Here is a 24,842-nt window from a genome sequence, read left to right as displayed (position 1 = left end):
TCCAATTAGCCAATCCAAGCACGGTCAGGAATGTCGGTAATAAACATGTAACCCGGCGCATGACTAATCGCAAAAGGAATTTTCGAGTTCATGACGGCAGCTTGCGGCGTTACTCCACACGCCCAAAACACTGGAATTTCACCCGCTTCAATACGAGAAGCATCGCCAAAGTCTGGCTTATTTACATCCAAAATTCCTAAGCTTTCAGGGTGCCCAATATGTACAGGTGCACCATGCACGCTCGGCATACGTGCTGTAATTTGTACCGCTTCACTAATTTGATGCGATGGAATTGGTCGCATGGAAACCACCATATTTCCTGAAATACGGCCTGCTGGTTCACACTGAATATTGCTCAAATACATCGGTACATTGGTGTCGTCATGAATATGACGAACTTCAATGCCCGCTTCTTGCAAAGCTGTTTCAAACGAAAAACTGCAACCAATTAAGAATGTCACCAAATCAGGATGAGCATTATAAATCTCTCTGGCATCGGTCACTTCATCGACCATTTGGCCATCTTTCCAAATGCGATAACGTGGGAAGTCAGTGCGGATGTCTGAGTCTGCTGCAAGCTTAGTTGCATAGATGCCTTCTTCGAGCACATCAAGCACTGGGCAGCTTTGCGGATTACGGTGTGCATAGAGTAGAAAGTCATACGCCCACTCTTTTGGCACCGAAATCATGTTGACCTGCGTCATGCCCGCAGCCATGCCTGCTGTCGGTTTATCAAAGCCAGCACGGATTTTTAAACGCGCATCTAATGCGGCTTCAAGCTGAGCTGGGTCGACTTTAATATCCTTATACATGGTGCTCATCCTTATGCTTTATTTACAAATGGGCGGATTTCAATATTGTTTTTTACAAGCTCGGCCTTAATAGCAGCCGACATCTCTAGCGCACCATCGGTGTCGCCGTGTAAGCAAATGGTATCGGCTTGAATTGGGGGAAATACACCGTCAATTGACTCTACCCCACCATTTTTAAGCATAGACACCACACGGCTCGCAACAAATGCCGAGTCGTGTAAAACCGCACCTTCTAGACGGCGAGACACCAGTGAACCATCGCTGTTATAAGCGCGGTCTGCAAAAGCTTCAGACACAACTTTTAAACCAGCCACACGTGCCTGCTCGACTAAGTTAGAACCTGCCAAAGCCACTAAGACCAGTTCAGGGTTATACATTTTAATGGCATCAATTACTGCGGCTGCCTGAGCTTGGTCATGTGCAATGGTGTTGTAGAGCGCGCCATGTGGTTTAAAATATTGCACTTTTGAGCCTGCTACTTTCGCCAAGCCATCGAGTGCAGAAATTTGGTACAGCACATCGGCAATCAGTTCGTCACGCGACAAATCCATATTACGGCGGCCAAACCCAACAAGGTCTGGGTAAGACACGTGAGCACCAATAGTCACGCCAAGCTCAACGGCTTTACGAACCGTTTTTAAAATGCCGAGTGGGTCGCCCGCATGGAAGCCACAAGCAATATTGGCACTGGTCACGACAGGTAAAATCTGGTCATCATTACCCATTTTCCATGAGCCAAAGCTTTCACCCAAATCACTATTTAAATCTACAAACATGGCATTATTCCTTTATCACTTCACGCAGTCTGGCTTAAAGCTTGGTCAAATAGTTAAACACAGTCGTAAACGACATGTAGCCCATCCACCACGTTAACAGACATGTTAATCCACCCAAAATAAGCAACCATTTTGGATAGTTATAATTACCCATCAAATCTTTACGGCACGCGGCAACATACACAAAAATTGTAAGACCAATTGGCAACACCAATCCGTTAAAACCACCGACAAAAATGAGTAGACCTGCCGGAGTTGCACCCAATAACACATAGAGCAATAAAGCCAATGCGATAAAGGTAATGGTCGTATAGTTGGTTTGTTTTGGTGTTAAGTTCTTTTTAAAGGCAGTAAAGAATGACACTGAAGTATATGCTGCGCCAATGGTGCTACTAATCCCTGCTGCCCAGAAAATTAAACCAAATAATTTAAAACCAAATGTACCCGCTGCATATTGAAATGCTTGAGCTGCCGGATTGGCGTCATGGCTGGCTAAATCAATGGTTGCACCGCTCACCACCACACCTAAAAAAGCCAAGAACAACACATAGCGCATGATGCCGACCACAACAATGCCCTTGGTCGCCGCTTTAGCAACTTCATCAATATTTTCAGGGCCAACAGCGCCTTTATCGAGTAAACGATGGGCACCCGCGTAACAGATATAGCCACCAACCGTACCGCCAACAATGGTGGTAATAATGGCAAAGTCGATCTGATCTGGAGCAAAGGTTTGATGTACAGCTTGCCCAACAGGAGGCATCACAATGACAGCAACAATAATAATCAGGAGGATTTTAAGCAATCCCAACACGATCATGCTTTTATCCATGGCAAGCGTTGCTTTTCTTGAAGCAAAAATCAAAATGGCTAAAGCACCACTTAAAATACCGCCCCACTTTGTGTCGAGGCCAAAAAGCGCATTTAAACCTAAAGCTGCACCGGCAATGTTACCGACACTAAAGAAAAACCCGCCCAAAATCACCAGAAACGCCAGTAAATAACCACTACCCGGCAATGCTTTATTGGCAATGTCTGATGCACGCATTTGAGTAAGTGTGACCACTCGCCAAATATTTTGTTGAACCACATAATCAATCAAAATGGAAACTAAAATGGCAAAGCCAAATGCCGCGCCTAACTTGACTGTAAATACAGCAGTTTGGGTTAAAAATCCGGGCCCCATTGCAGAGGTCGCCATCATAAAGATCGAGGCCACAATGGCCCATTGGCGATCTGATAAAAAAGAAGATTTCAGTAAAGACATATTAATGCGTTCCTCATCCATTTGAGCTTAACAACGCTATTTTCAAGTTGAACCAAGAACACCATTTTTCGTCCCAAACGATATTCTTTAATCCTTTAAAATGACAAAGATTCCCTGTTCCCCAATTAACACAATCGGTGATCAAATCTTGTGTCTAAAATAAAAACATAGCTAATCCCTACGGACAATAAGACTTTTTACATAAAATAAAAATTTCAAGTGATTGATTTTTAATAATTTATAAATTATTGGAAAATCAGGATAAGCTTTACTTATTGAAGTTAATAAGCTGCTTTTATGGTTTCACATACAAAACAGCTTTTTTTAAATGAGAAACAATAGGGATAAAAGACACTCAAAAACAGCTTATTTTTTAATTTGCTCATTGAGTCTTTTCATAGCGCATTCAGAGACCTTAACCGCAACTTCGGTTAATTTCTCTTTTAAGGCAACATCGTTTCCTTGAATGTAGATCGAGGTGAAATGAAACGTCTTTAACTGAATAGGCGTATTTAATATTTCTAATCGCCCATCAGTAATTTCTTTTAGTGCTGTTAAGGTCGGCACCACAGCAATACCCAAGCCCTGCTCGGCTAAACGCAACAGCGTTGCCAATGAATAACTAGTAATTGAAAGTGGTTCATCAATCCCTTGCTCTTTCATTCGTGCTTTCAATTCTTTATAGGGATAGGTAATTTTTGGATAAGTTAAAATGGTATGTGACATTAAAGTTTTAAAAGACATTTGAGCAACTCCACCTTTAAACGACGGTGAAGCCAAGAAACTTAGTTCAAAGTCACACAAGGCTTGTTCAATACACTCAAAAGCTAAAGTAGGCCCAAGTAAAAAAGCCATGTCTAAGTCACCTGTCCGAACACCTTCTTGTAAGTTAGGCGTAAGGTCTACCACAATTTCTACTGAAATTTTTGGGAACTCTTGCTGAACCTTTTCGATATATTCAACCAACCATGTATAAACAATAGTTTCGGAAACGCCCAAACGAATGGTGCCAGTCAGGTGCTGATTTTCAGTCAGTTCAGCCACCAGATCGGTCTCTAGTCGCATAAATTTTTCGGCGTACTTAAATAAAGTTAAGCCTTTGTGTGTTGGTTTAAGCTGCCGATAACTTCGATCTAAAACTTTAAAGCCTAATTCATTTTCAAGAGATGTGATTTTTTGAGAGACCGCAGGCTGGGTGGTTTGTAATTTAGTCGCGGCCTTATTGAAGCTCTTTAAAGTCACAACCCAATAAAATGCTTCAAGATTCTTTAAATTCACGTTTCATCCTGTCTTAAAAAACTCCTTTACTTTTATAGTATGGGAGTTGTTAGCGTGATTAGGCTAGCAATAAATAAATTTTTAAATAAAATTAGCCATCCAAATTTTTAAATGCTTTAGAAAGCTGACTAATTGTTTTGATCTGTTTTGAATAACGGCGGCATGAGCGGCACGCCAATAAATGCAGTTGTAAACCACTTTGCTCACGTAATAACAATGGTCTATCTTGCTTTTCAGACAACAGTTGAGTGGCTTGTCGACATGTCAGCATGAACAATCCTCCTTCAATAACCATTTATTTTCTAAACATTCACGTAGTCGGGTACGACTCCGATACATCAACACATTAAAGTTTGAGATAGACAATTCCAACTTGCTACAAATCTCATTAGAACTCAGCTCTATCACCTCTCTCATCATAAAAACTTGAGCATATTTGGCAGGTAAATGATTTAAACAAGCTTCAAAAATTATCCAGAAATCTGCCTGCTCCATCATTTCTTCAGGGCTTTGCCATGCTTGAGGCGCTTCATATTTATGCCAATGTCCAGAAGCATCAAACAGTGCATCAATACTCAGTTCACTTTCCTCATCTTTAAATAATTCAGTCATTGCGACCAAACGCGATTTTTGCCGAATCACATCAATAATTTTATTTTTTAAAATGGCAAACACCCATGTTTTAAACGCAGCACGCCCTTTAAATGAATCTAAATGCTGGAAAGCACTCGTTAATGCCTCTTGCACCACATCTTCAGCTTGAGGAAGAGAAGAAAGCTGTAAAAAAGCAAATTTTATCATTTGCTGTCTTAAGTCTTGTAAAAAGGCTGGATTATGCAGCTGATTCCCTATTTCTTCATGATCTGATGCCACGGCTGAAGTCATCCCTCTACCTCTTTAAAATTATGCGAAGCTTGAATTAATCGCATTCGAGTTAACAGTGCTTTTAGCTCTTGAATTTGCAGATAAATATCATGTTCAGATAAATCAGTGAGTACAGATTGAATGAGTGTATGAATATCTTGGTCAGTTAACTTTACATTTTGAGTCAACTGTTCAATCGCCATAGCAAACAAAGGTGAAAGCTCTTCAATACATACTTTGTCTTGTTCATCTCGCCAAACCATAATTGCTCCAGGCATAGGCTCAGCCTGTTCTGGAGTCATTAAAGTTGTCCACGTATAAACGGGATATTGATAAACCAATACCCATACCTTTGTAGTTAACTGCCAATCACAGTTTTCCTGCAAGACTACTTTTTCAATTTCAACAGTGTCTAAATACAACTCAAGCCATTCAAACTGCAACAACTCAGCCAACCAAGGATATTCTTGCAATATCGGGTGCTGCTGATTTGATAAATATTCTCTAAACTCCAGAGAAATATCATTATACAAAGGTGAGCAACACTGGGCTTTTTGAAAAAACTCCGAGAGTAATTGTTGCCACTTTAACTCTGGCAACATCGCGCGAGCCACGGGATAAACTAAATCAATAAATGAACAGACATTATTAAAAAGTAAGTCTCGATAAATATGCATTCGTTCGGCAGGAAGAGCTTGAGGTAATTCCACATTAGGATCTCTAATCCAGTCACAAAACTGTTGTTGCATGGTTTGGAAGGATATTTGATTTTCCTTCATAGCCACTCTCCTGTTGTTGAATTATTTTGATTTTGGCTAGCTCCCTTTCTAATTCTTGCCATGATGGAATATTAAAGTCGCGCTCAAGTAAAGTTGCTTTCACACCACACACTTGATAGGTATATCTCAATAGTTCCCATACACGATCACAAACTTCTGCGCCATGCGTATCAATTAATAAATTTTTTTGAACTTGTTCATGTCCAGCAATATGTAAATAACGGATTCTCTCTTTTGGCATGTCCCGAATAAACCCAAATGCATCACTGCCATGATTAATGCTGTTGACATAGACATTATTTACATCCAGAAGCAAATCACAGTCTGCATATTGAAGAACCTCACGGATAAACTCCGCTTCACTCATTTCAGCATTCGGCATTAAATAAGTAGAAACATTCTCTATGACTAACCGTCTTCCTAAAATATCTTGAACACGTAAAATACGTTCAGCGACATATTGAACAGCCGCTTCAGTCATGGGGATTGGCAACAAATCGTATAAATAGCCGCCATCATTTGTATAACTTAAATGTTCAGAATAAATAGAGACATCATATTGTTCTAAAAAGCTTTTTATTTTTTTGATAAATTCAATATTCAGTGGATGAGGGCCGCCAATAGACAATGATAAGCCGTGACAAATTAGTGGGGCTTTTTCAACACACTCTGCAAGTAATTTCGCATGTCGACCACCAAAGCCTAGCCAGTTTTCAGGAGCAACTTCGATAAAATCGGGATATGTTTTTGCATCTAAAAACGAATCTATAAAATCACGCCTTAAACCCAGCCCTACGCCTGACAAATCCATCATGGTAATTTCTCCTTTTGGAAACGATGCCGACACTTACCAGAAGGTCGACATCATCCATGATCAGATTGTTTACTTAGCGCCGCACTTACCGTCAGCGACTTTTTTATCTGCACCGCACTTGCCGTCCGCTGCTTTTTTGGTTGCTCCACATTTACCATCTGCTGCTTTTTTATCTGCACCACATTTTGCTTCGGCAGACTTTTCATGGTTTTTCATTTTGTTAGCACCGCATTTTGCTTCACCGCATTTTCCATCTGCTGCTTTGGTTGCATGTGCTTCGGTTGTTGTATGGGTTGCTGCTACCGCCACTTGTGTAGCGCCAGCAACTGATAGTGCTAATAATGCCGCCACTGAAGTCATTGAATTGAGCTTATTCATGTTAGTATTCCTTTAAAGATAAATTCTCGGTTTGTACATTTGTACGTATAGTTAGACGGACCAAATCCTTTTTTATTACACCGTAAATAAAATTTTTTTTATGTAAGAAATACAGTTTTTATCCGACTAATTAATATTCAATCGCATCGGATGTGAAATTATCATGAAGAATTTTATTTATGGCTTATCTCAATATTATCAAAAACTGGGTAAAACTCTACAACATGCGGACGGCATCGCAGCTCTGGCTCTTCGATTGTATTTAGTTCCTATATTTTGGATGGCTGGCACAAATAAATTAATGCACTTTAATGACATTGTAGAATGGTTTGGCAACTCAGATGGAGGTTTAGGGCTTCCCTTTCCGTATTTAATGGCATTACTTGCAACAACGGCTGAGCTAGCAGGTGCAATACTATTAGCATTTGGCCTTTTTACTCGCTTAATTAGTATTCCACTCATGATTACCATGTTGGTTGCCATACTTACGGTCCATCTACCGAATGGATGGCAAGCCATTGCTGATCCGAATGCGCCCTTTGCAAACATGCAGGTCTTGGCCTCGGCTGAAAAGTTAGAAAAGGCTCGCGAAATATTACAAACCTACGGCAATTATGACTGGCTTACTTCCAGTGGCTCGTTTGTAATTTTAAATAATGGAATTGAGTTTGCCGCTACGTATTTGGTCATGCTACTCGCACTGCTTGTTCTTGGAGGCGGCCGTTATTTCAGTTTAGATTATTGGATTAAAAAGAAACTGCTCTAATTAATCATTACGCCAACAATCCTTCTGACAGCCATATAGAGCATCTTTTTCTTATTGTGTCATGTTACCCTCATGACACACAATTGATAGTGAGCCAATTTGGTCAAACCAGAAGCTGGTATCAAATTATCGAACTCTCACAAAAATAATATCTAGGTCTTTTTTAGGTACAAACTTGGTTTTAGTCATTTGAAATTGAGTTGGACTAATCTTTTTAACTGGCCCATCCCAACAAAATGAAACCAGTTCATCCTTATCACGCTCAATAGTTAACTTAAAGTTTTCAATTGGCTTTGCCCAATTTGCCCCCGTCGTCAAAATATAACCCAAAGCACTAAACGGCGAATTTTCTGCACTGGCTTTTTTTAAGCCCTGCTTAAATTTTTTATCCATACAAAATTGCTGGTTATATTCATCTGGATAGAGAGCTACAGAGCCACCTACCAAAGGTTTATATTCATGGTGAATTTTAGTCAAACTATTGGCTTTGAAAGTCTGCTTCCAACTATAAACCACTTGAGATGACCACGGAATAACATCATCTTTTTTAAAATTAGCTAAAATTTTCTGTATTTGCGGTTTATTACATTGTTTTAGCTTGTCTACATAATATTCATAATCATAGTTAGTACGAGTCCACGGATTTAGCATGTCTTTTTCACTAAAACCGCATTGCTTAAACTCATCCGTAGCATCAATCAGGGGAGATTTTTCATCTTTTTGAATAAAAGTTCTGACATGCATCTCAGGTTTTATATTTTTACCATCCACCACAATTTTAAAACTTTTTAAAAGCTGTTCGGTGTGAGCAAAATCAGACTCAAAAAAATTATCAATGCGTGGTAACGGAAATAAGATGGTTTCCGTTACGTCTTTATTACTTAAGTTTTTATAAAGATAGTCGACCTTAATCAGTTTTTTACTGATGAATAGATCTTCACTTTGCATGGCAATCTGTGAGTTTTTGAGATATTGAATCCCACCTGTACCCACGTAACCCGTAGAGTCATTGGCTAGACTAAAGGTAGATAGTGAAGCTAAAACAGCAAAGGTTAATACAAACGTTTTCATTTTAAAGCGCTCTGTCATTTTCTAATTATGAAATATCGATCTGTAATAAAGCATAACTGTTTAAGCACAGAGGCGGTTAGTTTTTTAGTAATGACTTATATCGCTTTAAATCTAAAAAAATTTAAAGAAAACTTAGCTTTTGTCTCGTCATCTTTTTAGGTACACTAATTTTTCCAATAAAGTTGGTTAGCCATAAAATGCATTCATCACGATGTTCAAAGTGAGGCATCAAACTAAGGTCAATTTTTATATCTCTATCGGCCAAAGGCAAACTCAAGCAATATTCAAAGTCAATCGACTTATATTTTAACTTTAGGTCTTTTTCTTGGGCCTGTTTTTTGATTTCCGCCATGATGCGGTTAAGGTTAACAATCAAATTATTTGAAACTTGATTATTCTCATAGACACGTTCATAGACGTTTTCAGCAACGTCAATGTATTTTATAAGCTCTGCATTTTCATTCATATCGTTCACTTTCTCTTTTTTTAAAGATTATGAACTGCTAAATGTTTAATTGCGTTACTTGGTACATTAGTAATGTGAAAAATGTATTTTTTACTTTACCGACAAATATAATTAAGCAATTGATATTTATTAAAAACATTTTTTATTTTCATATTTATATACATTTAAGACTTTTGTTGAAGTTAAATTTTTCTAGTTATCACAATTAAGTAATGATCAATTTTAAGTCAAAAAAAAACCGCCCCAGAAGGCGGTCGCTGAGTTTAAACCAGCAGTATATAGAAGCAAGGTGGACGTTCGCTTCTATATTCTTTTATGAAGGAGTTTTATTGGTTTTCATAAAATCCTCAGATTTAAAATAATTGATAATCATGTCTGCATGCTCTTCTTTTGGAGGAGCAACAGTTACAGGAAACGAATCTTTCGACATTTTAAAACCTGGTGGTAAAAAGTGCGAAATTGGTGGCAATTTAGGCTTTCCCCCTTCTGTGATTCGCTCAATAAATCCAGCTAACCAAAGAAGATATTCACCTTCATTTACGAACTTTGGCATAACGCTCAGATCAATTTGAACTTTGCATTCACTTAACGGTTTCGTTAAGTTTTCTTCAAAGTCGATATAGTTGAACTTGAGCTTAAACTCAGTTCCTTTGATGGCTTTTCGAATCTGACTAATTAAACAGTTAAGGTTCTGAGTAATGTCATCAGTGAATAAGCTATCTTTTTTTATATTTTTATAAACCTTTTCGGCTACAGCTAGATACTTTGGCATTAACCTCTCTCCGTACTATTGTTATAAAGTTCTGATCTATGAATGTTTTCTGTCTTTGATTATGCTTAAAGTAGTGTAATTAAAGGTATCCTTATTAGAGTGGTTTGTAAGTAGTTAGTGCTTTATGTAAATTGCACCATAAAAACTCTTAAAAAAATTAAGGTTTTGATAACTCATCCGCAAAAATGCATGGTTGAATAGAGATAATTAGAAACATTTATTTTCATATCATTTTTACCACTTGGTAAAATTAATATGTTTTCATTTGCTTATCTCGTCTTACCAGCCCTAAAACAGCTCGACGCACTCGTATTTCTTCTTCAGAAAAAGGTAAATGTTCGATGAGCTCGTAAATTGAGAGAGAATTATTTTCGATCAAGAAGCAGTCTTGCTCTGTTGTCCAATTAGTCGTAGCCGATTCAGTTTGTTTTAAATAGCGTTTCATATTTCCTAGCAGACTTAATTACACATATTAAAAGCCTGCCTTTAGGCAAGCTTATATTTCAGATTTTGAATTGATCATTATTATAGCAGTCTATAAATGGTATGTTCAGTTAATATTGTAGCTGCCCTAATTAAACATTATAAAAAAAGCCCACTCACTGTGGGCTTCTTAATGGTTATTGTGCGGCATTTACCCCAACAATAAACTGACTACAATTAGAACCTTCAGATGCATTACCTAATTGCTTTTCAGAGAATTTAAATTTAGAGGCAACTGACTCGTAATCTTTTTTAAGGGTTTGGCCAGTTAACTCTCCAAGCTCTTTGACTTGTTCTGGTTGTAAGATGCCATGTTCAACTGCTTGATTTACCATGACACAGGCTGTGGTCATCGCGTCATAACGCGCAGCAGTTTTAGAGTAACCTAGAGCACCGATTACACCACCAATAATTAAGCCAATAATCACCGCTAAAGTTACGTGCATTTTATTCATTTTTTAAATACCTAAAAAATCTAACTAAACTAAAAAGGAACACTTCAAAAGATTGTGTTCAAGCCCAATTAGGATAGTCGCGTTTATAGGTTATAAAAAGTTAGATTCTGTCACATTTTTTGATAGGTTAAGTGAAATGTGTTTTATCAATTCAAAAGAAAAATATCAGACCTTCCTAGTTCTCTTTCGTTTTTTGCTTGATACCTCTAAAGGAATAGCCACCTTACCTGTACCTAACCCGCGAAAAAAATAATTAATGATGTATAAGAATAAAAGACCAAAATAAAAAATAGGAAAAATGCTAAAGGCAGTACTTATGATTTCCCAAAACATAACCCCGACTCTATAGTTATAACAGAATGATATGAGTCCACCTCTACGTCTAGGCCTTTGCTGAGTAATATCATCCTCAATAAAGTGAAAAATTCCCATGACAAAACACCCAGCAAATGTACTTGAGACTAAAGTCTTTTTAATTAGAGGCTTTTCTAGCCAAGGGTATTTTTTTGAAGATTCAAATTCGGCTTTGAAAAAGAATTTATAAATTTCTTCTTGATAAGCTTTATTAACCCCATATTTTTTAATAAAAAAATAGCAGATAACACAACCAACAAAGAACATGACTATAGTTATGTAAAGGCTATAAAGAATCGTAAAAAACGGTAATGGGCCTTTCGTACCAACAGTCACATGCATAGTTTGTGTGATGTATTGATATAGCTCGTACTGCCATTCGTTTTTAGGATGAGTAGGAAATACAAATAAAGGAATAATAAAAAGAATAGAGCATAAGGCTATATTTCCTCTATTTTCTTTACTTTTCCGTGCAAGCGTAGAAAGAAAATTTTTAGAAGCCATATCTATATTTTACAATTTGGAATCATGTGTTTAGCTTTATAAAACTCATCAAAAGCCTTCATATCATTTAACCATGGAGAGATAGTTTCCAGATTACGTTTATTAATATTTTTTGATGCTAATAGCCTTGGTGAAGAATAATTTTTCTGCTGAATTTTTTGATTATATTGTTGTACAAACATAAGCTTTAAGCATAATCCTCGAATGCCCTTATTACCAAAATATGAATACTCAGAATATTTATTTAAGACATCTTTCATTTCTTTATGTTCACCATTCCAAACATAAAATGAGCTTAATCCATTCAAATCGTTAATATATATCTCATCATTAATAGGGTTTAACTCTAGCCCTTCTTTTAAAATAATACTGTTTATTTCCACTTCATCAGATAAGTCCATCCAAAAAAAAGAAGCCATGACTTCTTCTGAAAATCTTATTCTGGCTTGCTCTGTATCCTTAGGATATACAATAAAAAAATAATACAATCCTAGAAAAATAATAAAACCTAATATAATAGAAAGTAATCTCCAAAAATTAGTACCTTTTATAATATTCATAACAAGCCATTCATTTTATTTAATATCTTGTGAACGAACTTTACTCTATGTTTTAGATGAAATCAAAAGAAGAGAGAAAGTTTCGTTATATGAAATATATACTTATTTTTACTGTGCTCTTTTATGTTTAAAAGAGCACTTTTTTGAAAGTACTTTATTAAGATATTCCTAAACCATCAAGGTAAAAACGGCTTTGTTAAAAATACAAACCCGACAGAGAAAAAAGCATTATCGTGATGAGACATTTGGTTGCCATAACCTGCGTTTAATTGAACCAAGTCTTTATAGACCATGTATCGAATACCTGTTTGGTAAAAGGCATCATTTCGATCATTGCCATATACTTCGGCAGTGAATGTTAATGGGTTAGCAAGTTGTGTTTCGGTTCCAATACCCCACGTGGTTTGGCTTTTATGTGAGGTATTTTCACGTAACCATCCCATATTGGCATGGATTAAAAACTTATCATCCAAAGTAGAAAGACTTAAAGGAACATTAACCGTCCAATCTTTCTTTGAAGAATCCTTAGTATTGATTTGAGTGCCAAAAGAAAAGCCGATTCCCCAATCATTAGTTTCTAAAGGCTTTAATAAGGTCTTACCTTGTAGAGTTGCATAACTGACATGCTCAGTATCATCATTTACTCTCCCCATCCCTACAGCAAATTCAAAATTGCCACCAAAATTACAGGCTGGTGTTGCCCAATATTCTTTGCTGTCAGAGTTATGCTGTGCCCATGTTTCTAGCTGACAAGTTTTTGGAGAAACAAGAGCGGCATCGTCAACAACCATAGGTCGTCCACTATGGCTCGCGATAGATAACGTGAATAAACAGAAACCAGAAATAAGTGAGCGTTTCTTTAAAGTAAATAACACTGGCATCACTCCCATAAGTCATGGAGCACATGCAAGTACTGCAACCTAACATGATTAGATCATGGGTTAATAATAGGAATGAAAAGATGAAAATAAAAAAACCTCTTCTTGCATCCACAAAAAGAGGTCTGTCAGGACTTCAGTGGATACTTAGACTATTACCGATCGACTACTGTCACTCGAACAAGTACTCACATTGAAGCTCCTAAAAATTAGTTGGGCGGATTCTAAAATTCCCGTTGTTAAATATCAAGTTAAAATTTCATGACAATCTAAGCCATAGAAAACTGCTTATTTTTGCTCGGTAAGATGCTGAGTTACCGCATTAAAAAATAAACTTTTTTCATTATCAAGCTCAGCAGATGGTATTGCCGTTTCCCATGTACTCCACTGCATCATAACAATCTTGTCTTTAGGGTTAATGGCTAACATCTGCCCAAAAATACCCAGTCCCCAGAAAGTTTCATCAGAATTTTGTGTGCTTAATGGAGAACCTTTTTTGGCATGTGAATTCCACCATTGAAAACCATATATGCCTTTTGGGTAGTTTTCTGAGACAGAGCCTTTCGCTTGATTCCATTTGGTCGCTTGTACTGTCCAGCCATCAGGTAACATCTTGTCACCATTAGAAACACGCCCTTCATTCAATATAAATTGTCCGAAACGCGCATAATCACGTAGAGTTGCATTAAACCCATGTCCACCCATGTCAACTTGATTACGGGTATAAGATTGCCAAACACCTTCTCGCTCCATACCTACCCGTTTCCAGACGTTATCTTCTAGGTATTTAGCAATATTTTCATGTGTAGCAGCTTCTAACACTTTACCCACCAGATATGCCCCACCTGTGCTGTATGACCATACCGTTCCTGGCTCATATTTCGCTTTCAGGTTTTTCACATTTTTATAGACACAAGCATCTGGATTGTTAGCTGCCTCACAATAGGTCATTTTTGCAAAATCTGAATTTGGATCTTTATAGTTTTCATTCCACTCAACACCCGAAGTGTGTTGCAAAAGCTGTTTTAAGGATACTTTTTCCCAAGCAGTTCCTTTCAAATCTGGTAAGTATTGAATGATTGGATCATCTACCGATTTGATTTTACCTTGTTGAATAGCGACACCTATGAGCGTTGCCACAATAGACTTTGCCACTGAACGAGAAGTCCATAGAGTCGTTTCATTGTTGCCTTGTCCGTAATATTCATAAGCAATTTTGCCGTCTTTTAATACAATCAGACCTGCAACACTTTGATTTTTCAAGTAATCATTTAAATTATAATTTTTGCCATCTACTGAGTAATGGATATCCTTATTTTTAATGCTGTTCTTTAGTTTTGGAAGTGCCAGTATATTTTTCTTATTGGGGTGAAAAACACTGCCATCATAACTACGGAATGTATTTCGAAAGCCCACCACCCTTTGTTGTTGTGTCCATGTCAACATATCATGTGGGTCAGGTAATTTCTTATCCACGATCGTTGGACAATCCTTTAGTTCCAACTGCTGACAGCTATATTCAGCACAAGCGACACTACTGACGAATAGACCAGTGAACAGTAAGCTAATTTTTGTAATCTTCATCTCTTTTTTCCCTTAGTAGAGCTTAATTTGAGTGACTAAACCGACAATCACATTGCTATTGAAGGCTTTTCCTGTAGAGCGGTAGTAGTTATCTAGATTCCAGATGTATTGTACGAATGGGCTTAGAGTTAGGCGTTTGTAATTAATATCGGTATCTAAAGAAAGAAAAGAGGTTGTTTTATTATTATTACCATTAATTTTCTCTGTCATTAAAACATAATCATCATTGAGTTGAGACTGACCGAACTTCACGCCTAAATGATTCTTACCTTGATTGATTTTGTAGCTTAACCCGAGTTCCCAATAATTTTTATAAGGCTGATTTTTCTCATCAATATATGAGTAAGCACCAAATACAGTTGGAATATTCTGATTATTAAAATCATGGTTAAACCTAAAATTCAAACCATCTGTGCCATCATATTTTTCTTGAGTATATGCATTACGATATTCAGAATTATTATAAAAATATAATAGCTCTGCTTTAGTATTTTTATCTTTATATCCCATACCATATACTTGGGTGTAACCTAGTTGGTGATGAAAGGAAAAATCTAGTCCTTTTTTCTTATAGACATAATCATCTGTGTTGACCTCAAAAACCCCTGCATGCATATAGATATGGTCTGATAAATTATATTTGGCATAACCGCCCCAATACGCATAGTTAGTCGGAAATGAACCCATTGCGCCTTTAATTGGGTCAGTACACAACAGGATATTTTGACAATTGTTATAGAGGAAATATCGTCTTAGATTGGTACGCCCAACGGACGTATAGAGTTTTTTATCATTCCAATACTTATCCCAAGTCAGCAAACTGAGTTGGGATGAAGCCAAATCATTGGCAGCAATTGCTCCACCGACATAACTTCCTACTCCTCCAAACCAATTGTTTGAAGTATTTAGCTGTGCATCATCATTTAAACCATTAAACACATATTGTGCTTTTAAAACCCCAAAGTCATGGCTTTCATTCGCTAATTTAATTTCAGTATTTAAAAACAAACCTGCTGAATTAGTAAAATTGTCATCTACAGCACTTTCTTGGCTATACATCGCTAAATCAATAAAATTAGCTGTGAACTTGAAATTGTCTTTTAGGCTCACTTCTGCATTTGCACTCATACTATATAAAAGCATGAGTGTACCTATACATCCTTGTTTAGATATATACATAGAATCCTTTCCTTTAAATATGACCAACTATTTTCCAAGTCTTCGATTTTCTAATTAATGACTTGGAAAAATAATTATTTTCACTCAATTTAATATTTATTAATTCTGATATCTTTTGAATATCCTCCACCACAAATTAATAAATTATATTTAATAAATATCGATAATTTTTGGCTTACTTATTTATTTCAGCCCCATTTGATAAATCTGATTTCAACATATTTATATTGGTTTGACTTGTGTGCGAATGACATCAATCTTGTCTAAAAATGACATACTATTTTTTAATACTTAGGCTATTAGATAATCGAATAAGCTTCTTATTAATTTTTAAATATCAAAAACTTAAACTACAATGATTATAGTTATATCTTTTAATTCAAATAAATAAAGGCTTGAATCAGATCAATTCAAGCCTCTTTGGTTTCAGACAAGTGATAAATATATTGTTAACTTAAAAGATCTTTCTAAAAAGCTTCTACTTATTTTAAAAACTCTTTCACAGTTTCTTGCATACTTGTCGTTGCACGGCCAATGAGCTGATGCAGATCTTTGCTATCACTATATAAACCGTCTTTAGATACGCCTTCATCCGAATCTGCCAATATATGAGCAAACCCTTCTGGTACACCAACCTGTACTAAAAGTGCTTTATATTCTGCTTCAGGTAAATCTTGATAAGTTATATCTTTTTTAGTGATTTCGCTTGTCCATTTTGCAACATCATCAAGCGTATAACTTGTATCACCTGCCAGTTCATAAATCTTATTTTCATGCCCGTCTTGCGTTAATACCACAGCGGCCGCAGTTGCATAATCTAGACGTGAAGCAGAAGAAATTTTACCGTGATGAGTTGCCCCAAAAATTTTGCCATGCTCTACCGCTTGTTTAAGACCCATTGCATAATTTTCGTTGTACCAGTTATTACGTAATAACGTGTAGGGAATATTTGATGCTTTTAAATATTGTTCAGTTTCAACATGTTCTTGTGCAAGTAAAAGTGGTGTTACATCTGCTTTTAATAAACTTGTGTAAGCAATAAATTTTACATGTGCGAGTTTTGCTGCATTAATAATATTTTGGTGTTGTACCGTACGTTGACCAATTTCATTTGATGAAATTAATAAAAGCTTATCAATACCTTGTAGTTGCTCTGAAAGTTTTTCTAAGTCATGAACATAATCAAAAGGACGAACTTCTACCCCTTTTGAACTTAAATCTATAGCTTTTTCTGGATTACGGACTAATGCCACAATATTTTTTGCTTCGGTCCGTTCAAGTAATTGAGAAATAACGAATTGACCAAGTTGACCTGTTGCACCAGTAACTGCAATACGCATGGTGATCTCCATCTGATGTAGTTGAAATATTTCAATCATCGTAGTATCTTCACTTACTAAAAGTAAGTACTTACCTAAAAGTAAGTTCAGCATTAAATGTAAACTTTTGTAATGCAGGTAATGAGCAATGAAAGGTCAGGTTTTTGCAGCAGATTGTCCATCTAGAAAAATTTTATTGACACTAACAAGCCGTTGGAGTGTTTTAATTTTAGTTGCACTACGTGATCAACGTTTACGCTTTAATGAATTAAAAAAAATAATTGATGGCATTAGTGAAAAAATGCTGGCACAAACCTTAAAGTCACTTGAGCAAGATGGTTTTATTTATCGTCAGGATTATGCCGAAGTGCCCCCTCGAGTAGATTATCAATTAACGGACTTTGGTCGAGAAGCTTCCGAACGCCTTTTTGATTTAACTGATTGGCTTGAAAATAATATATCTCGGTTATTAGAAAAGCAGCCTCGTTCAGACTTAGTTTTATAAGCAAATTTCAGCATATTTAAACTCGCTTCACGACTGATATATCTTCATCTAACTTTGATCAGCAAACGTAGAGTCCGACTCTATCATATAAACCCCAACAAAAAACACTCAAGCACTCTCTCCCGCTCGATTGCCACATCCGAGCTTAAAAGCTGAATAATTGCACCGTCAATCATATATAAAAATAGCTTAGCGTCTTGAAAGGTAGCATCGGTTTTGAGTTTTATAAGCTGGCTATAAATTTCATTAAGCAGCCATGTTCTATATCTCACTGCCGTTATATAGGCTTTTGGATAGGCCAGTTTAGTTTCAAAAATTGCTTTAAATAATAGGTAATACATCCCCTCTAAATCGATGTGTAGGTAATAAAGTTTCTTGAGTTTATCCTTCACGTTTGTACCTTGGTCGTACTGAGCAATTGAAACTACTTTTTCTTTCAAACGTTCCTTTTGTACGATCAAACAGATTTCAACAAATCGCTCTTTAGAGTGAAAATAATTATAAAAAGTGGCTTTCGGAATTTTTGACTCTTTCACGATTCTATCTACCCCAACGGTATGAAAGCCACGATGGTGAAATAAATGAATCGACTTATTAATAACTTGTATGGCACGAGTTGAGAGAACTAACTTTGGCATAGTTTTACCGTTATAAATTCTTGTTGTTACTAAATGAGATACTTTTTTGGGAGAAAAAAGGCACAGCAAAGCCCACAAAGACTGTGTTTGGCACATCTCAAGTTTTATTGTTGATTAAGTTTTAAGACGAAGTAATTTAAAGCCTGAAAACCTTACGGCGATCAAACTGTTTTAAATGTTTAAGTTGTGTCGTTATAGCTTTTGGCAAAGACTGCCAAGAAATAATGGATGTGCAAAGCCAACTCCTTTTTATTGGGAGTTCTGCCAAAACATTAGAATTATGGTGGCAGAACGGAAGAGGGTTCGCGGACTGGTTTCGACTCCAGCACACCCGAGGGTGTCCCTCTCCCGTCCTACCGCTACGGGAGGGAACGAGATGCACACAAGACTATTCCTCAGAAGAAATAATCCTGATGTGGTCGAAAAAAGCGGTCCGCGACGACCGACTGGCAATGTGGCCAGCAGGCGAAGAATAATATTCAGACCTCTTTCAGTCAAGCACACAAAATGACATTTGTTTTAAAATAGATCATTAAAAAGTAAGGATAAATAATGAAGAAGTTATTGTTAAAGTTTGGTTTATAAAATACTAAAATAAAGACAAATGGCTATTTTTTTTTTATTCTTTAAGAATTTCCCATAAATTGATAAAACCTTATTACAAAAGATGTAAATATGTAATTTTATTCCATCCCATTCATACAGGTATATTTATTTATCAAGGTATTTCCTTTTCAAGAGGTTTCCGGACATACGGTATCAATTCTTTTTTTATTGCTCCAAATAATTGAAAATTTTGTTTAGCCATATTTAAGCTAATGCCATTTGCCCCACCCATATAATCAGGATCTTCATTTTGAACATTATCATCTTCCCAAAAACAAATTGGACAGATTTCAAACGAATCATAGGCTAAGTCATCAAATGTAAGATAACCACAACATAGACATGCGTAAGACACTATTTTCTCCCATCTTTGTCTATTCCAATAAAGTATACCATCAATATGTTTAAACACATTTTATGGATAGTTCATGAATGTGTTCCTCTATTTTTAACATTCAAAACTAAAATTTTTTTATAGCTATTATTAGTGATAGTTTATTATTTATTTTAATCCTACTATGAATAATATATTTTTAATACAATTAAACTTAAGTAATTTATATAAGAAAGATTATGGATTTACATGAAGTGAGTATCTCTACTGAAAGACTCAATCTAACTCCTTTTACGGCAGAAGATGCCGATGAGACATATAACTGTATTACGCCTACTCTGACACGCTATATGGCGTGGGACCCTCAACCAAGACATGAGTTTGATCAAACTTGGAATGCTTGGTTAAAAAACTTCGAAACTGGATCTGAAATTATATTTGTTATAAGAGATGTACATACTCAAATATTTATAGGCCTTGTTGGCCTCCATCGTATGCAAACTCCTCATCCAGAGTTAGGCATATGGATAAGCGAAGATTATCATTATCATGGTTATGGAAGAGAAGCTGTATCAGCAGTCGCTAAGTGGGCAATAGACTTTGTTAAACCAGACTATTTTATTTATCCAGTTGCTGAAGCTAACGCTCCAAGTCGAAAAATTGCAGAATCTCTAGGAGGGAAAGTAGTTTCAAAATCTACAGGCCCAAAATACGAATTTGTAACTTATGAGATTCCTGTTAGTTGTTAATACTAAAAAAAACATAAAAATCAAAAGACTAATGATGTCTTAAAAGAGAAAACTTGCAAAAAATTATCTATGATAATATTTTAGAGTAATTACTCTAAAATGAGACCTAATAATGAAAAATATAAAAATTGGTTCGTATCACTGGATGCAAGCTACAAATGGCCAGCTCAGCTTCAAAGAAAAAATTATGTTAATTCAAAAAATTATGCTGCCTAGTATTAAAGCCTCTATAAAAATAAATTACTTTCGATTCAAAACTTCTCATGATTTTGATATCGATCAGATCGTAATACCAGATACTCAAATGGTTAAAGTCGCGCTTGATGAGCTCGAAGCTAAAGCAAGTATAGCGATCTACAATCATTCATGGCGAACCTATTTCTGGGGAGCTGCCCTAGGCCATATACAAAAACAGCAATTTGATGATGAATCACTTTTAATAGCCTCACTTTTTCATGATATTGGCTTAACTGAGCAACATATTCATAGTAAAGGTTGTAACTGTTTTACCTATGAGAGTGCTAAACAATTTGAGCTAAAGGCTAAAGAACAAAGCTTTGATGAGAAGAAAAGTGAAGTCATTAAAGATGCTATCTGCTTACATATGAACGGCTATATAGATCATTCTGACCCTGTAGAAATTGCGCTATTACAACAAGGCGCATCCTGTGATGTGATTAGCGATGGTCTATATAGACTCCCTCTATCTTTTCAAAAGGAAATTTTAGAAAAGTATCCTAGAAAACAGTTTAATAAAGAATTTATTGAGCTTATTGATTTAGAAAGCAAGAATGTACCAAATTCTCGAACTAGCTTATTAAGTAGTCTTGGTTTACCACTCATGATTAAGTCAAATTTATTTAAAGAGTAGAAATATTAATATTTATAAAGTGCTTACACCAAGTATTGGAACATCCTGAGTTGGATTCATTGTGACAAAGACAGATCCCTTAGATTTAGAGTTCTGCCACTACATTAAAGTTATAGTGGCAGAACCAAAGAGTCTTAGCAGACTAACCCTATAGGTCAATATGCAAAGAATAAGCTTCAATACTCAACTTATGACACCGTAAACTTAACACTATTATTTTGATAGATTGGCGTAATATCCTTGCCGTTGAGTGTCACTTTTTTGTAGGTGCCTTGGACTTTTTTAGCTGATAACACCGTATAAGTTCCTGCTGCTAAATTATCTTTTGTGACGAGCTGCAATGTTCCATTTAAAGTAAGGGTATTTGCCACCTGAACTGCTGGAAGTACATTCGATTTAAAAGTGATGTTAAATGTGGTCCCTGCAAGCTGAGTTAAATTACCCGCAATGATAACTGTTTTAGCTGAGTTGGTTTTTAATAAGCTATTTTCATGCATGTAAATATCGCCTTGACCACCACCATGCTCAGACAATATTTCTAAACCACCCTGTTTTAAATCAATACCACCAGTAAATGAGTTATTTCCTGTCAGTGCTAAAGTTCCTGTACCTGATTTGGTCAGTTTACCCGCACCCGTAATATCATTACTCCATTGGTCATATTGATTAAAGCCACCTAAATTGGCATCCATAGCCAGATTTACATCACCATCAAAACTGCCATACCCTGCACCCGCTCTAAACAGGTTTAAGCGACCATAACCTTCGACGTCATCCATGACTGGATAACCTGACGCAAGCGCAGTCGATTTCAAAACTACACGGCGCTGATCGGCAGTTAAATAAGGAAGTCGAGTTTCCAATAAAACTTCAGCTCCCTTAGGCACCGTCGCTATTTTTGTTTTATCGCCAATTTGATTAAAACCATAAGTCATCCAGTGGCTAACCTGCTGTTTTAATTTTTCAAGATCGGCGAAACGGTCTTTCGCGTCATAAGGTGTTTTAGCCAAACTATAAAACGATTCAAATGTTGAGCTGTTGGTTTCTTTCATGAGCTGTGTTTGAGCTTGTAGATAAGCTTCTTTTCGTTGCTCAACAGTCATCGCATTTAAGTTTGCAACATCTGCAGCAATCGACTGAAGTCGTCCGCCAATCACGTCCATCGCTGAATGCATTCCCGCGATAATACGTGAATCACCCAAGTCTAGACCACGCGCAACGAGTTCCTGATAGCGTTGAGGCACTAAATAGGCCATCGCAATTGCATTTCGGCCAGCTTCGGCAGTATGTCCGCTTGGGAAACCACCGTCAGTTGTAGGTGAACTACTTTTTGCCGATTCTAAACTAGGTACAACAATGACTTCTGAACTCCAGCGCCACGGACGAGCATATTTATAAAAACGTTTTGCTGGCTCTGTCGATGAGTTATTTCCCATCGCTTGCACAAATTCAACGACTTTACCAAAATTGGCATTTCCATCGGCCGTAGTCAGCCCACTATTATTTCCTTTGTCATCATATTTTACTTGTGCAGCGTCGGCTGGCACTGAATTGATTGTGGTGGTCTGCCCTGTGAGTTTTCTCCAAGGATCGGTTAATGCTCCCATTCCTGTCGTTACGCTATAACTTTTTCCACGTCTATCATCTAAATAGGCTCGAATAGCTTCTTCATCTGTACGTTTATGCGTAGTTTGAATTGAATAGTTAATGTTGTAATTCAATACATCTGCATTCTTTTTTATACCGTCCGTACTGTCGCCCGGTAAACCTGTCCAGTTTGATTCGACTACAGCCGGAAAACCATCTCTTGCCTCAGCAGATTGGCCTGCATCTACAAATAAACTTGAAGGCGTCCATACATCTAAAAACCCGCTCAGCACACGTACGCCAGCATTTGTTTCAACCGTGGCATATCGTGCATCACCACGTTGATTGGTCGTCCACGAATCTACAATGGTGGTGATATTTGATGGAACTGGAGCAGTATCTTCAAAGCCAACACCCTTTGGCACTGCTGGTATTTCTTGGTTTGCTGCCGAATTATCATCTGAGCTATTGCTATCATTACACCCCGTAAAAAAGACTGAACAAGAGATAAGAGAAAGTAGAAGTGTATTTATTTTAAAGCTTGACATGATGTGATCCGTTTAATAAATATCCGTATCTTTCACCATAAATGTTTAGCTGGTATTACATATTTAAAATTAATTTAAATTTTTCTAAACAATATTAACTCTCTTTTTACTTTCTATACTTAACTGCTGAAATACCTGTTTTGCCTATTTTTTGAAATGGGATAACAGTTTTAAAAAGTCATTTAAAGGCATCGGACAGCCCCACAAATAGCCTTGAAACTCAGTACATCCATTACTTTTAAAAGCACTAAATTGTTCATGAGTTTCAATGCCTTCTACTAACACGCGAAGGTTTAAATCCAGTCCAATTTTAATAATACCAGTGACGAGTTTATTACTACGTTTATCATCCAATGCTGCCTGTACAAAGCTACGATCAATTTTGATTTGACTGATGGGCATTTTTTGTAGATAGCTTAAAGATGAATAACCTGTACCAAAATCATCAAGAGAAAGCTGAACTCCTTGTTTAGATAAGAACTGCATTTTTTCGATCATACTTACACAATTCGTTAAAGCAATATTTTCAGTAATTTCTAATATGAGCCGAGATGGATTTATGCCGTATTGTAAAACCAAATCAATCAAAGTTTGCTCAAAGGTGGGCTGCATAAAATGATCAGCACTAATATTGATTGAAAGCGTAAGATCTTTAGTCTCGGCTTTGCGACTCCAATCTTGTAAAATTTTGCAGGCTTGAGCCAATACCCATTCCCCGATCTCTGGCATTAAGCCAAAACTTTGTGCCGATGGAATAAAATCTTTTGTAGGAATATATCCTGAAACAGGATGATGCCATCTTAATAAGGCTTCCGCGCCTATCAGTGTTTCAGAGGCATTGACTTGTGGTTGATAAAAAAGCTCAAACTGTTGTTTAGCAAGCGCTAAGCGTAAGTCTTTTACCATGCTGTTTTCTATTTGTATCTCTAATTGCATGGTATAAATTGAAATGCAAATCATGAGTGTCGCAACACAAGTTGCTATCCATCCGCCATGATCACGAATATCTTCAGATAGCGGTATAGCACTCTCAAGATTAAACGAGCTGCCACTAAAAAATATAAAACACCCAATCGACAATAAAATTAAAATGAATTGTAAATAACTTGGGTCTCTGCGGTAATTTAAATACCCCAATATCGCCCCAGCGGGTAAAAACAAATGAGCTACCTGTGGACGATCAACGGTAGCTATATCAAAAAATAGGCAAAAAACGACTGGAAAAACAAGAAGAACCGATTGTGAGAGGAGAATACCCGCTGAAATGCGGTTTATATAAATGAGAAAAAGGCTAAATATGGAGATCAGTGTAAAAAAGATGTCCATATAAACAATTAACCACATTTGTGAAAATGCGAAATATATAGTCCAAAACAAACAAAAAATAATACAGATAAAGATATTTGCTTTTGCTGCGATTGTAAGCTGCTGATCTTTTACGGTACGGTAATTTTTCTTGCGTTTTTTAAAGTAAGACGAAGCTATCATAAATACATCAACCGTAAAATATTTCTTCATAAACCCCAAGCTTAATCAGTGATATACCCTGTCAATTTTCACCAATAAAACGTCATGTTTTATTTACTGTTCTAGGACTCATCTTGAGATCGATATTGTTTTAATTGTGGTGGCGCAGTCTAGTGCT

General features: G+C 36.6%; 28 protein-coding genes. 4 read left to right on the top strand and 24 right to left on the bottom strand.

All coding sequences use genetic code 11. The features are described 5' to 3' along the window. Positions 1-5: 5 nt before the first annotated feature. From J580_RS04950 to J580_RS04910, 9 genes are all read right to left on the bottom strand, one after another. The gene (locus tag J580_RS04950; RefSeq protein ID WP_079381143.1) at positions 6-821 is read right to left on the bottom strand and encodes a putative hydro-lyase; all 816 of its coding nucleotides are present in this window, start codon (positions 819-821) and stop codon (positions 6-8) included. 2 nt (positions 822-823) lie between these two features. Continuing rightward, the gene (locus tag J580_RS04945; RefSeq protein WP_032003283.1) at positions 824-1,588 is read right to left on the bottom strand and encodes a LamB/YcsF family protein; all 765 of its coding nucleotides are present in this window, start codon (positions 1,586-1,588) and stop codon (positions 824-826) included. Between the two features lie 34 nt (positions 1,589-1,622). Next, a complete protein-coding gene (locus J580_RS04940) occupies positions 1,623-2,876 on the bottom strand; it encodes an NRAMP family divalent metal transporter (protein ID WP_014206320.1) in 1,254 nt (417 codons plus the stop codon). Between the two features lie 345 nt (positions 2,877-3,221). Further along, positions 3,222-4,133, bottom strand: a complete 912-nt coding sequence (gene mumR, locus J580_RS04935; RefSeq protein WP_014206319.1) for a LysR family transcriptional regulator MumR — start codon at positions 4,131-4,133, stop codon at positions 3,222-3,224. 91 nt (positions 4,134-4,224) lie between these two features. Beyond that, on the bottom strand, positions 4,225-4,404 hold the full coding sequence (locus tag J580_RS04930; protein ID WP_017400102.1) for a zf-HC2 domain-containing protein: 180 nt from the start codon (positions 4,402-4,404) through the stop codon (positions 4,225-4,227). Further along, positions 4,398-5,018, bottom strand: coding sequence for an RNA polymerase factor sigma-70 (locus J580_RS04925; protein WP_032003282.1), 621 nt, complete (start codon positions 5,016-5,018; stop codon positions 4,398-4,400). Before J580_RS04925 ends, J580_RS04930 begins: the two co-directional genes overlap by 7 nt. Further along, positions 5,015-5,776, bottom strand: a complete 762-nt coding sequence (locus J580_RS04920; RefSeq protein ID WP_032003281.1) for a DNA-binding domain-containing protein — start codon at positions 5,774-5,776, stop codon at positions 5,015-5,017. Before J580_RS04920 ends, J580_RS04925 begins: the two co-directional genes overlap by 4 nt. Further along, positions 5,727-6,590 (bottom strand): DUF692 domain-containing protein, encoded by an 864-nt coding sequence (locus tag J580_RS04915; protein WP_032003280.1) that lies wholly within the window; start codon positions 6,588-6,590, stop codon positions 5,727-5,729. Before J580_RS04915 ends, J580_RS04920 begins: the two co-directional genes overlap by 50 nt. A gap of 69 nt (positions 6,591-6,659) precedes the next feature. Further along, the gene (locus tag J580_RS04910; protein WP_002122109.1) at positions 6,660-6,968 is read right to left on the bottom strand and encodes a hypothetical protein; all 309 of its coding nucleotides are present in this window, start codon (positions 6,966-6,968) and stop codon (positions 6,660-6,662) included. A gap of 163 nt (positions 6,969-7,131) precedes the next feature. On the opposite strand from J580_RS04910, the gene J580_RS04905 reads away from it, so the two are divergent. Next, positions 7,132-7,734 carry a DoxX family protein gene (locus tag J580_RS04905; protein WP_032003279.1) on the top strand — a complete coding sequence of 201 codons (603 nt, stop codon included), beginning with the start codon at positions 7,132-7,134 and terminating at the stop codon, positions 7,732-7,734. A gap of 126 nt (positions 7,735-7,860) precedes the next feature. Here J580_RS04905 and J580_RS04900 read toward each other — a convergent pair whose 3' ends face one another. The 11 genes from J580_RS04900 to J580_RS04855 all read right to left on the bottom strand — a co-directional run bounded on the left by J580_RS04900 (position 7,861) and on the right by J580_RS04855 (position 17,380). Next, the gene (locus J580_RS04900) at positions 7,861-8,805 is read right to left on the bottom strand and encodes a DUF4424 family protein (RefSeq protein WP_032003278.1); all 945 of its coding nucleotides are present in this window, start codon (positions 8,803-8,805) and stop codon (positions 7,861-7,863) included. A 121-nt stretch (positions 8,806-8,926) separates the two neighbouring features. Then, on the bottom strand, positions 8,927-9,271 hold the full coding sequence (locus tag J580_RS04895; RefSeq protein ID WP_032003277.1) for a hypothetical protein: 345 nt from the start codon (positions 9,269-9,271) through the stop codon (positions 8,927-8,929). 313 nt (positions 9,272-9,584) lie between these two features. Then, positions 9,585-10,043 carry a hypothetical protein gene (locus J580_RS04890; RefSeq protein ID WP_032003276.1) on the bottom strand — a complete coding sequence of 153 codons (459 nt, stop codon included), beginning with the start codon at positions 10,041-10,043 and terminating at the stop codon, positions 9,585-9,587. Positions 10,044-10,293: 250 nt separating this feature from the next. Beyond that, a complete protein-coding gene (locus J580_RS04885) occupies positions 10,294-10,488 on the bottom strand; it encodes a hypothetical protein (protein WP_032003275.1) in 195 nt (64 codons plus the stop codon). 175 nt (positions 10,489-10,663) lie between these two features. Beyond that, on the bottom strand, positions 10,664-10,981 hold the full coding sequence (locus tag J580_RS04880) for a hypothetical protein (protein WP_005802557.1): 318 nt from the start codon (positions 10,979-10,981) through the stop codon (positions 10,664-10,666). Between the two features lie 165 nt (positions 10,982-11,146). Further along, entirely contained in the window at positions 11,147-11,839 is a 693-nt protein-coding gene (locus J580_RS04875; protein ID WP_032003274.1) for a hypothetical protein, read from the bottom strand. Positions 11,840-11,841: 2 nt separating this feature from the next. Further along, complete coding sequence (locus J580_RS0103860) at positions 11,842-12,399, bottom strand: hypothetical protein (protein ID WP_032003273.1); 558 nt, start codon at positions 12,397-12,399, stop codon at positions 11,842-11,844. A gap of 176 nt (positions 12,400-12,575) precedes the next feature. Next, positions 12,576-13,280 (bottom strand): hypothetical protein, encoded by a 705-nt coding sequence (locus J580_RS04870; protein WP_032003272.1) that lies wholly within the window; start codon positions 13,278-13,280, stop codon positions 12,576-12,578. A gap of 285 nt (positions 13,281-13,565) precedes the next feature. After that, positions 13,566-14,861: a serine hydrolase domain-containing protein gene (locus J580_RS04865; protein WP_032003271.1), complete on the bottom strand. Its 1,296-nt coding sequence runs from the start codon at positions 14,859-14,861 to the stop codon at positions 13,566-13,568. A gap of 12 nt (positions 14,862-14,873) precedes the next feature. Then, a complete protein-coding gene (locus tag J580_RS04860) occupies positions 14,874-16,040 on the bottom strand; it encodes a carbohydrate porin (protein WP_032003270.1) in 1,167 nt (388 codons plus the stop codon). 482 nt (positions 16,041-16,522) lie between these two features. After that, on the bottom strand, positions 16,523-17,380 hold the full coding sequence (locus J580_RS04855; protein WP_032003269.1) for an SDR family oxidoreductase: 858 nt from the start codon (positions 17,378-17,380) through the stop codon (positions 16,523-16,525). Positions 17,381-17,507: 127 nt separating this feature from the next. Here J580_RS04855 and J580_RS04850 point away from each other — a divergent pair, with 127 nt between their 5' ends. Next, positions 17,508-17,864, top strand: a complete 357-nt coding sequence (locus tag J580_RS04850; RefSeq protein ID WP_032003267.1) for a winged helix-turn-helix transcriptional regulator — start codon at positions 17,508-17,510, stop codon at positions 17,862-17,864. A gap of 83 nt (positions 17,865-17,947) precedes the next feature. Here J580_RS04850 and J580_RS04845 read toward each other — a convergent pair whose 3' ends face one another. Together J580_RS04845 and J580_RS04835 are read right to left on the bottom strand one after the other, a co-directional pair. Then, positions 17,948-18,502: a TetR/AcrR family transcriptional regulator gene (locus tag J580_RS04845; protein WP_032003266.1), complete on the bottom strand. Its 555-nt coding sequence runs from the start codon at positions 18,500-18,502 to the stop codon at positions 17,948-17,950. A 718-nt stretch (positions 18,503-19,220) separates the two neighbouring features. Then, complete coding sequence (locus tag J580_RS04835; protein ID WP_032003265.1) at positions 19,221-19,463, bottom strand: CPCC family cysteine-rich protein; 243 nt, start codon at positions 19,461-19,463, stop codon at positions 19,221-19,223. A gap of 218 nt (positions 19,464-19,681) precedes the next feature. On the opposite strand from J580_RS04835, the gene J580_RS04830 reads away from it, so the two are divergent. Beyond that, positions 19,682-20,191, top strand: a complete 510-nt coding sequence (locus J580_RS04830; protein ID WP_032003264.1) for a GNAT family N-acetyltransferase — start codon at positions 19,682-19,684, stop codon at positions 20,189-20,191. A 112-nt stretch (positions 20,192-20,303) separates the two neighbouring features. Continuing rightward, complete coding sequence (locus J580_RS04825) at positions 20,304-21,062, top strand: HD domain-containing protein (protein WP_032003263.1); 759 nt, start codon at positions 20,304-20,306, stop codon at positions 21,060-21,062. 188 nt (positions 21,063-21,250) lie between these two features. On the opposite strand, the gene J580_RS04820 is transcribed toward J580_RS04825, so the two are convergent. Next, positions 21,251-23,197 (bottom strand): acid phosphatase, encoded by a 1,947-nt coding sequence (locus J580_RS04820; protein ID WP_032003262.1) that lies wholly within the window; start codon positions 23,195-23,197, stop codon positions 21,251-21,253. A 144-nt stretch (positions 23,198-23,341) separates the two neighbouring features. Further along, on the bottom strand, positions 23,342-24,715 hold the full coding sequence (locus J580_RS04815; RefSeq protein ID WP_032003261.1) for an EAL domain-containing protein: 1,374 nt from the start codon (positions 24,713-24,715) through the stop codon (positions 23,342-23,344). Positions 24,716-24,842: the final 127 nt, after the last annotated feature.

Source organism: Acinetobacter sp. 1542444, from assembly GCF_000581835.1.
In the GTDB taxonomy this organism is placed as follows: domain Bacteria; phylum Pseudomonadota; class Gammaproteobacteria; order Pseudomonadales; family Moraxellaceae; genus Acinetobacter; species Acinetobacter pittii.
Note: the sequence above shows the minus strand (reverse complement) of the source record. Positions and strands in the feature narration are given on the sequence as shown.

Bases quoted from the DNA above. Each gene is read 5' to 3' on its own strand.
- J580_RS04865 (WP_032003271.1), bottom strand. From the start codon at position 14,861: ATGAAGATTACAAAAATTAGCTTACTGTTCACTGGTCTATTCGTCAGT.
- J580_RS04815 (WP_032003261.1), bottom strand. From the start codon at position 24,715: ATGAAGAAATATTTTACGGTTGATGTATTTATGATAGCTTCGTCTTAC.
- J580_RS04825 (WP_032003263.1), top strand. From the start codon at position 20,304: ATGAAAAATATAAAAATTGGTTCGTATCACTGGATGCAAGCTACAAAT.
- J580_RS04930 (WP_017400102.1), bottom strand. From the start codon at position 4,404: ATGCTGACATGTCGACAAGCCACTCAACTGTTGTCTGAAAAGCAAGAT.
- J580_RS04895 (WP_032003277.1), bottom strand. From the start codon at position 9,271: ATGAATGAAAATGCAGAGCTTATAAAATACATTGACGTTGCTGAAAAC.
- J580_RS04890 (WP_032003276.1), bottom strand. From the start codon at position 10,043: ATGCCAAAGTATCTAGCTGTAGCCGAAAAGGTTTATAAAAATATAAAA.
- J580_RS04900 (WP_032003278.1), bottom strand. From the start codon at position 8,805: ATGAAAACGTTTGTATTAACCTTTGCTGTTTTAGCTTCACTATCTACC.
- J580_RS04845 (WP_032003266.1), bottom strand. From the start codon at position 18,502: ATGCCAAAGTTAGTTCTCTCAACTCGTGCCATACAAGTTATTAATAAG.
- J580_RS04920 (WP_032003281.1), bottom strand. From the start codon at position 5,776: ATGAAGGAAAATCAAATATCCTTCCAAACCATGCAACAACAGTTTTGT.
- J580_RS04820 (WP_032003262.1), bottom strand. From the start codon at position 23,197: ATGTCAAGCTTTAAAATAAATACACTTCTACTTTCTCTTATCTCTTGT.
- J580_RS04885 (WP_032003275.1), bottom strand. From the start codon at position 10,488: ATGAAACGCTATTTAAAACAAACTGAATCGGCTACGACTAATTGGACA.
- J580_RS04910 (WP_002122109.1), bottom strand. From the start codon at position 6,968: ATGAATAAGCTCAATTCAATGACTTCAGTGGCGGCATTATTAGCACTA.
- J580_RS0103860 (WP_032003273.1), bottom strand. From the start codon at position 12,399: ATGAATATTATAAAAGGTACTAATTTTTGGAGATTACTTTCTATTATA.
- J580_RS04950 (WP_079381143.1), bottom strand. From the start codon at position 821: ATGAGCACCATGTATAAGGATATTAAAGTCGACCCAGCTCAGCTTGAA.
- J580_RS04855 (WP_032003269.1), bottom strand. From the start codon at position 17,380: ATGCGTATTGCAGTTACTGGTGCAACAGGTCAACTTGGTCAATTCGTT.
- J580_RS04945 (WP_032003283.1), bottom strand. From the start codon at position 1,588: ATGTTTGTAGATTTAAATAGTGATTTGGGTGAAAGCTTTGGCTCATGG.
- J580_RS04905 (WP_032003279.1), top strand. From the start codon at position 7,132: ATGAAGAATTTTATTTATGGCTTATCTCAATATTATCAAAAACTGGGT.
- J580_RS04925 (WP_032003282.1), bottom strand. From the start codon at position 5,018: ATGACTTCAGCCGTGGCATCAGATCATGAAGAAATAGGGAATCAGCTG.
- J580_RS04880 (WP_005802557.1), bottom strand. From the start codon at position 10,981: ATGAATAAAATGCACGTAACTTTAGCGGTGATTATTGGCTTAATTATT.
- J580_RS04870 (WP_032003272.1), bottom strand. From the start codon at position 13,280: ATGCCAGTGTTATTTACTTTAAAGAAACGCTCACTTATTTCTGGTTTC.
- J580_RS04860 (WP_032003270.1), bottom strand. From the start codon at position 16,040: ATGTATATATCTAAACAAGGATGTATAGGTACACTCATGCTTTTATAT.
- J580_RS04875 (WP_032003274.1), bottom strand. From the start codon at position 11,839: ATGGCTTCTAAAAATTTTCTTTCTACGCTTGCACGGAAAAGTAAAGAA.
- J580_RS04830 (WP_032003264.1), top strand. From the start codon at position 19,682: ATGGATTTACATGAAGTGAGTATCTCTACTGAAAGACTCAATCTAACT.
- J580_RS04850 (WP_032003267.1), top strand. From the start codon at position 17,508: ATGAAAGGTCAGGTTTTTGCAGCAGATTGTCCATCTAGAAAAATTTTA.
- J580_RS04940 (WP_014206320.1), bottom strand. From the start codon at position 2,876: ATGGATGAGGAACGCATTAATATGTCTTTACTGAAATCTTCTTTTTTA.
- J580_RS04915 (WP_032003280.1), bottom strand. From the start codon at position 6,590: ATGATGGATTTGTCAGGCGTAGGGCTGGGTTTAAGGCGTGATTTTATA.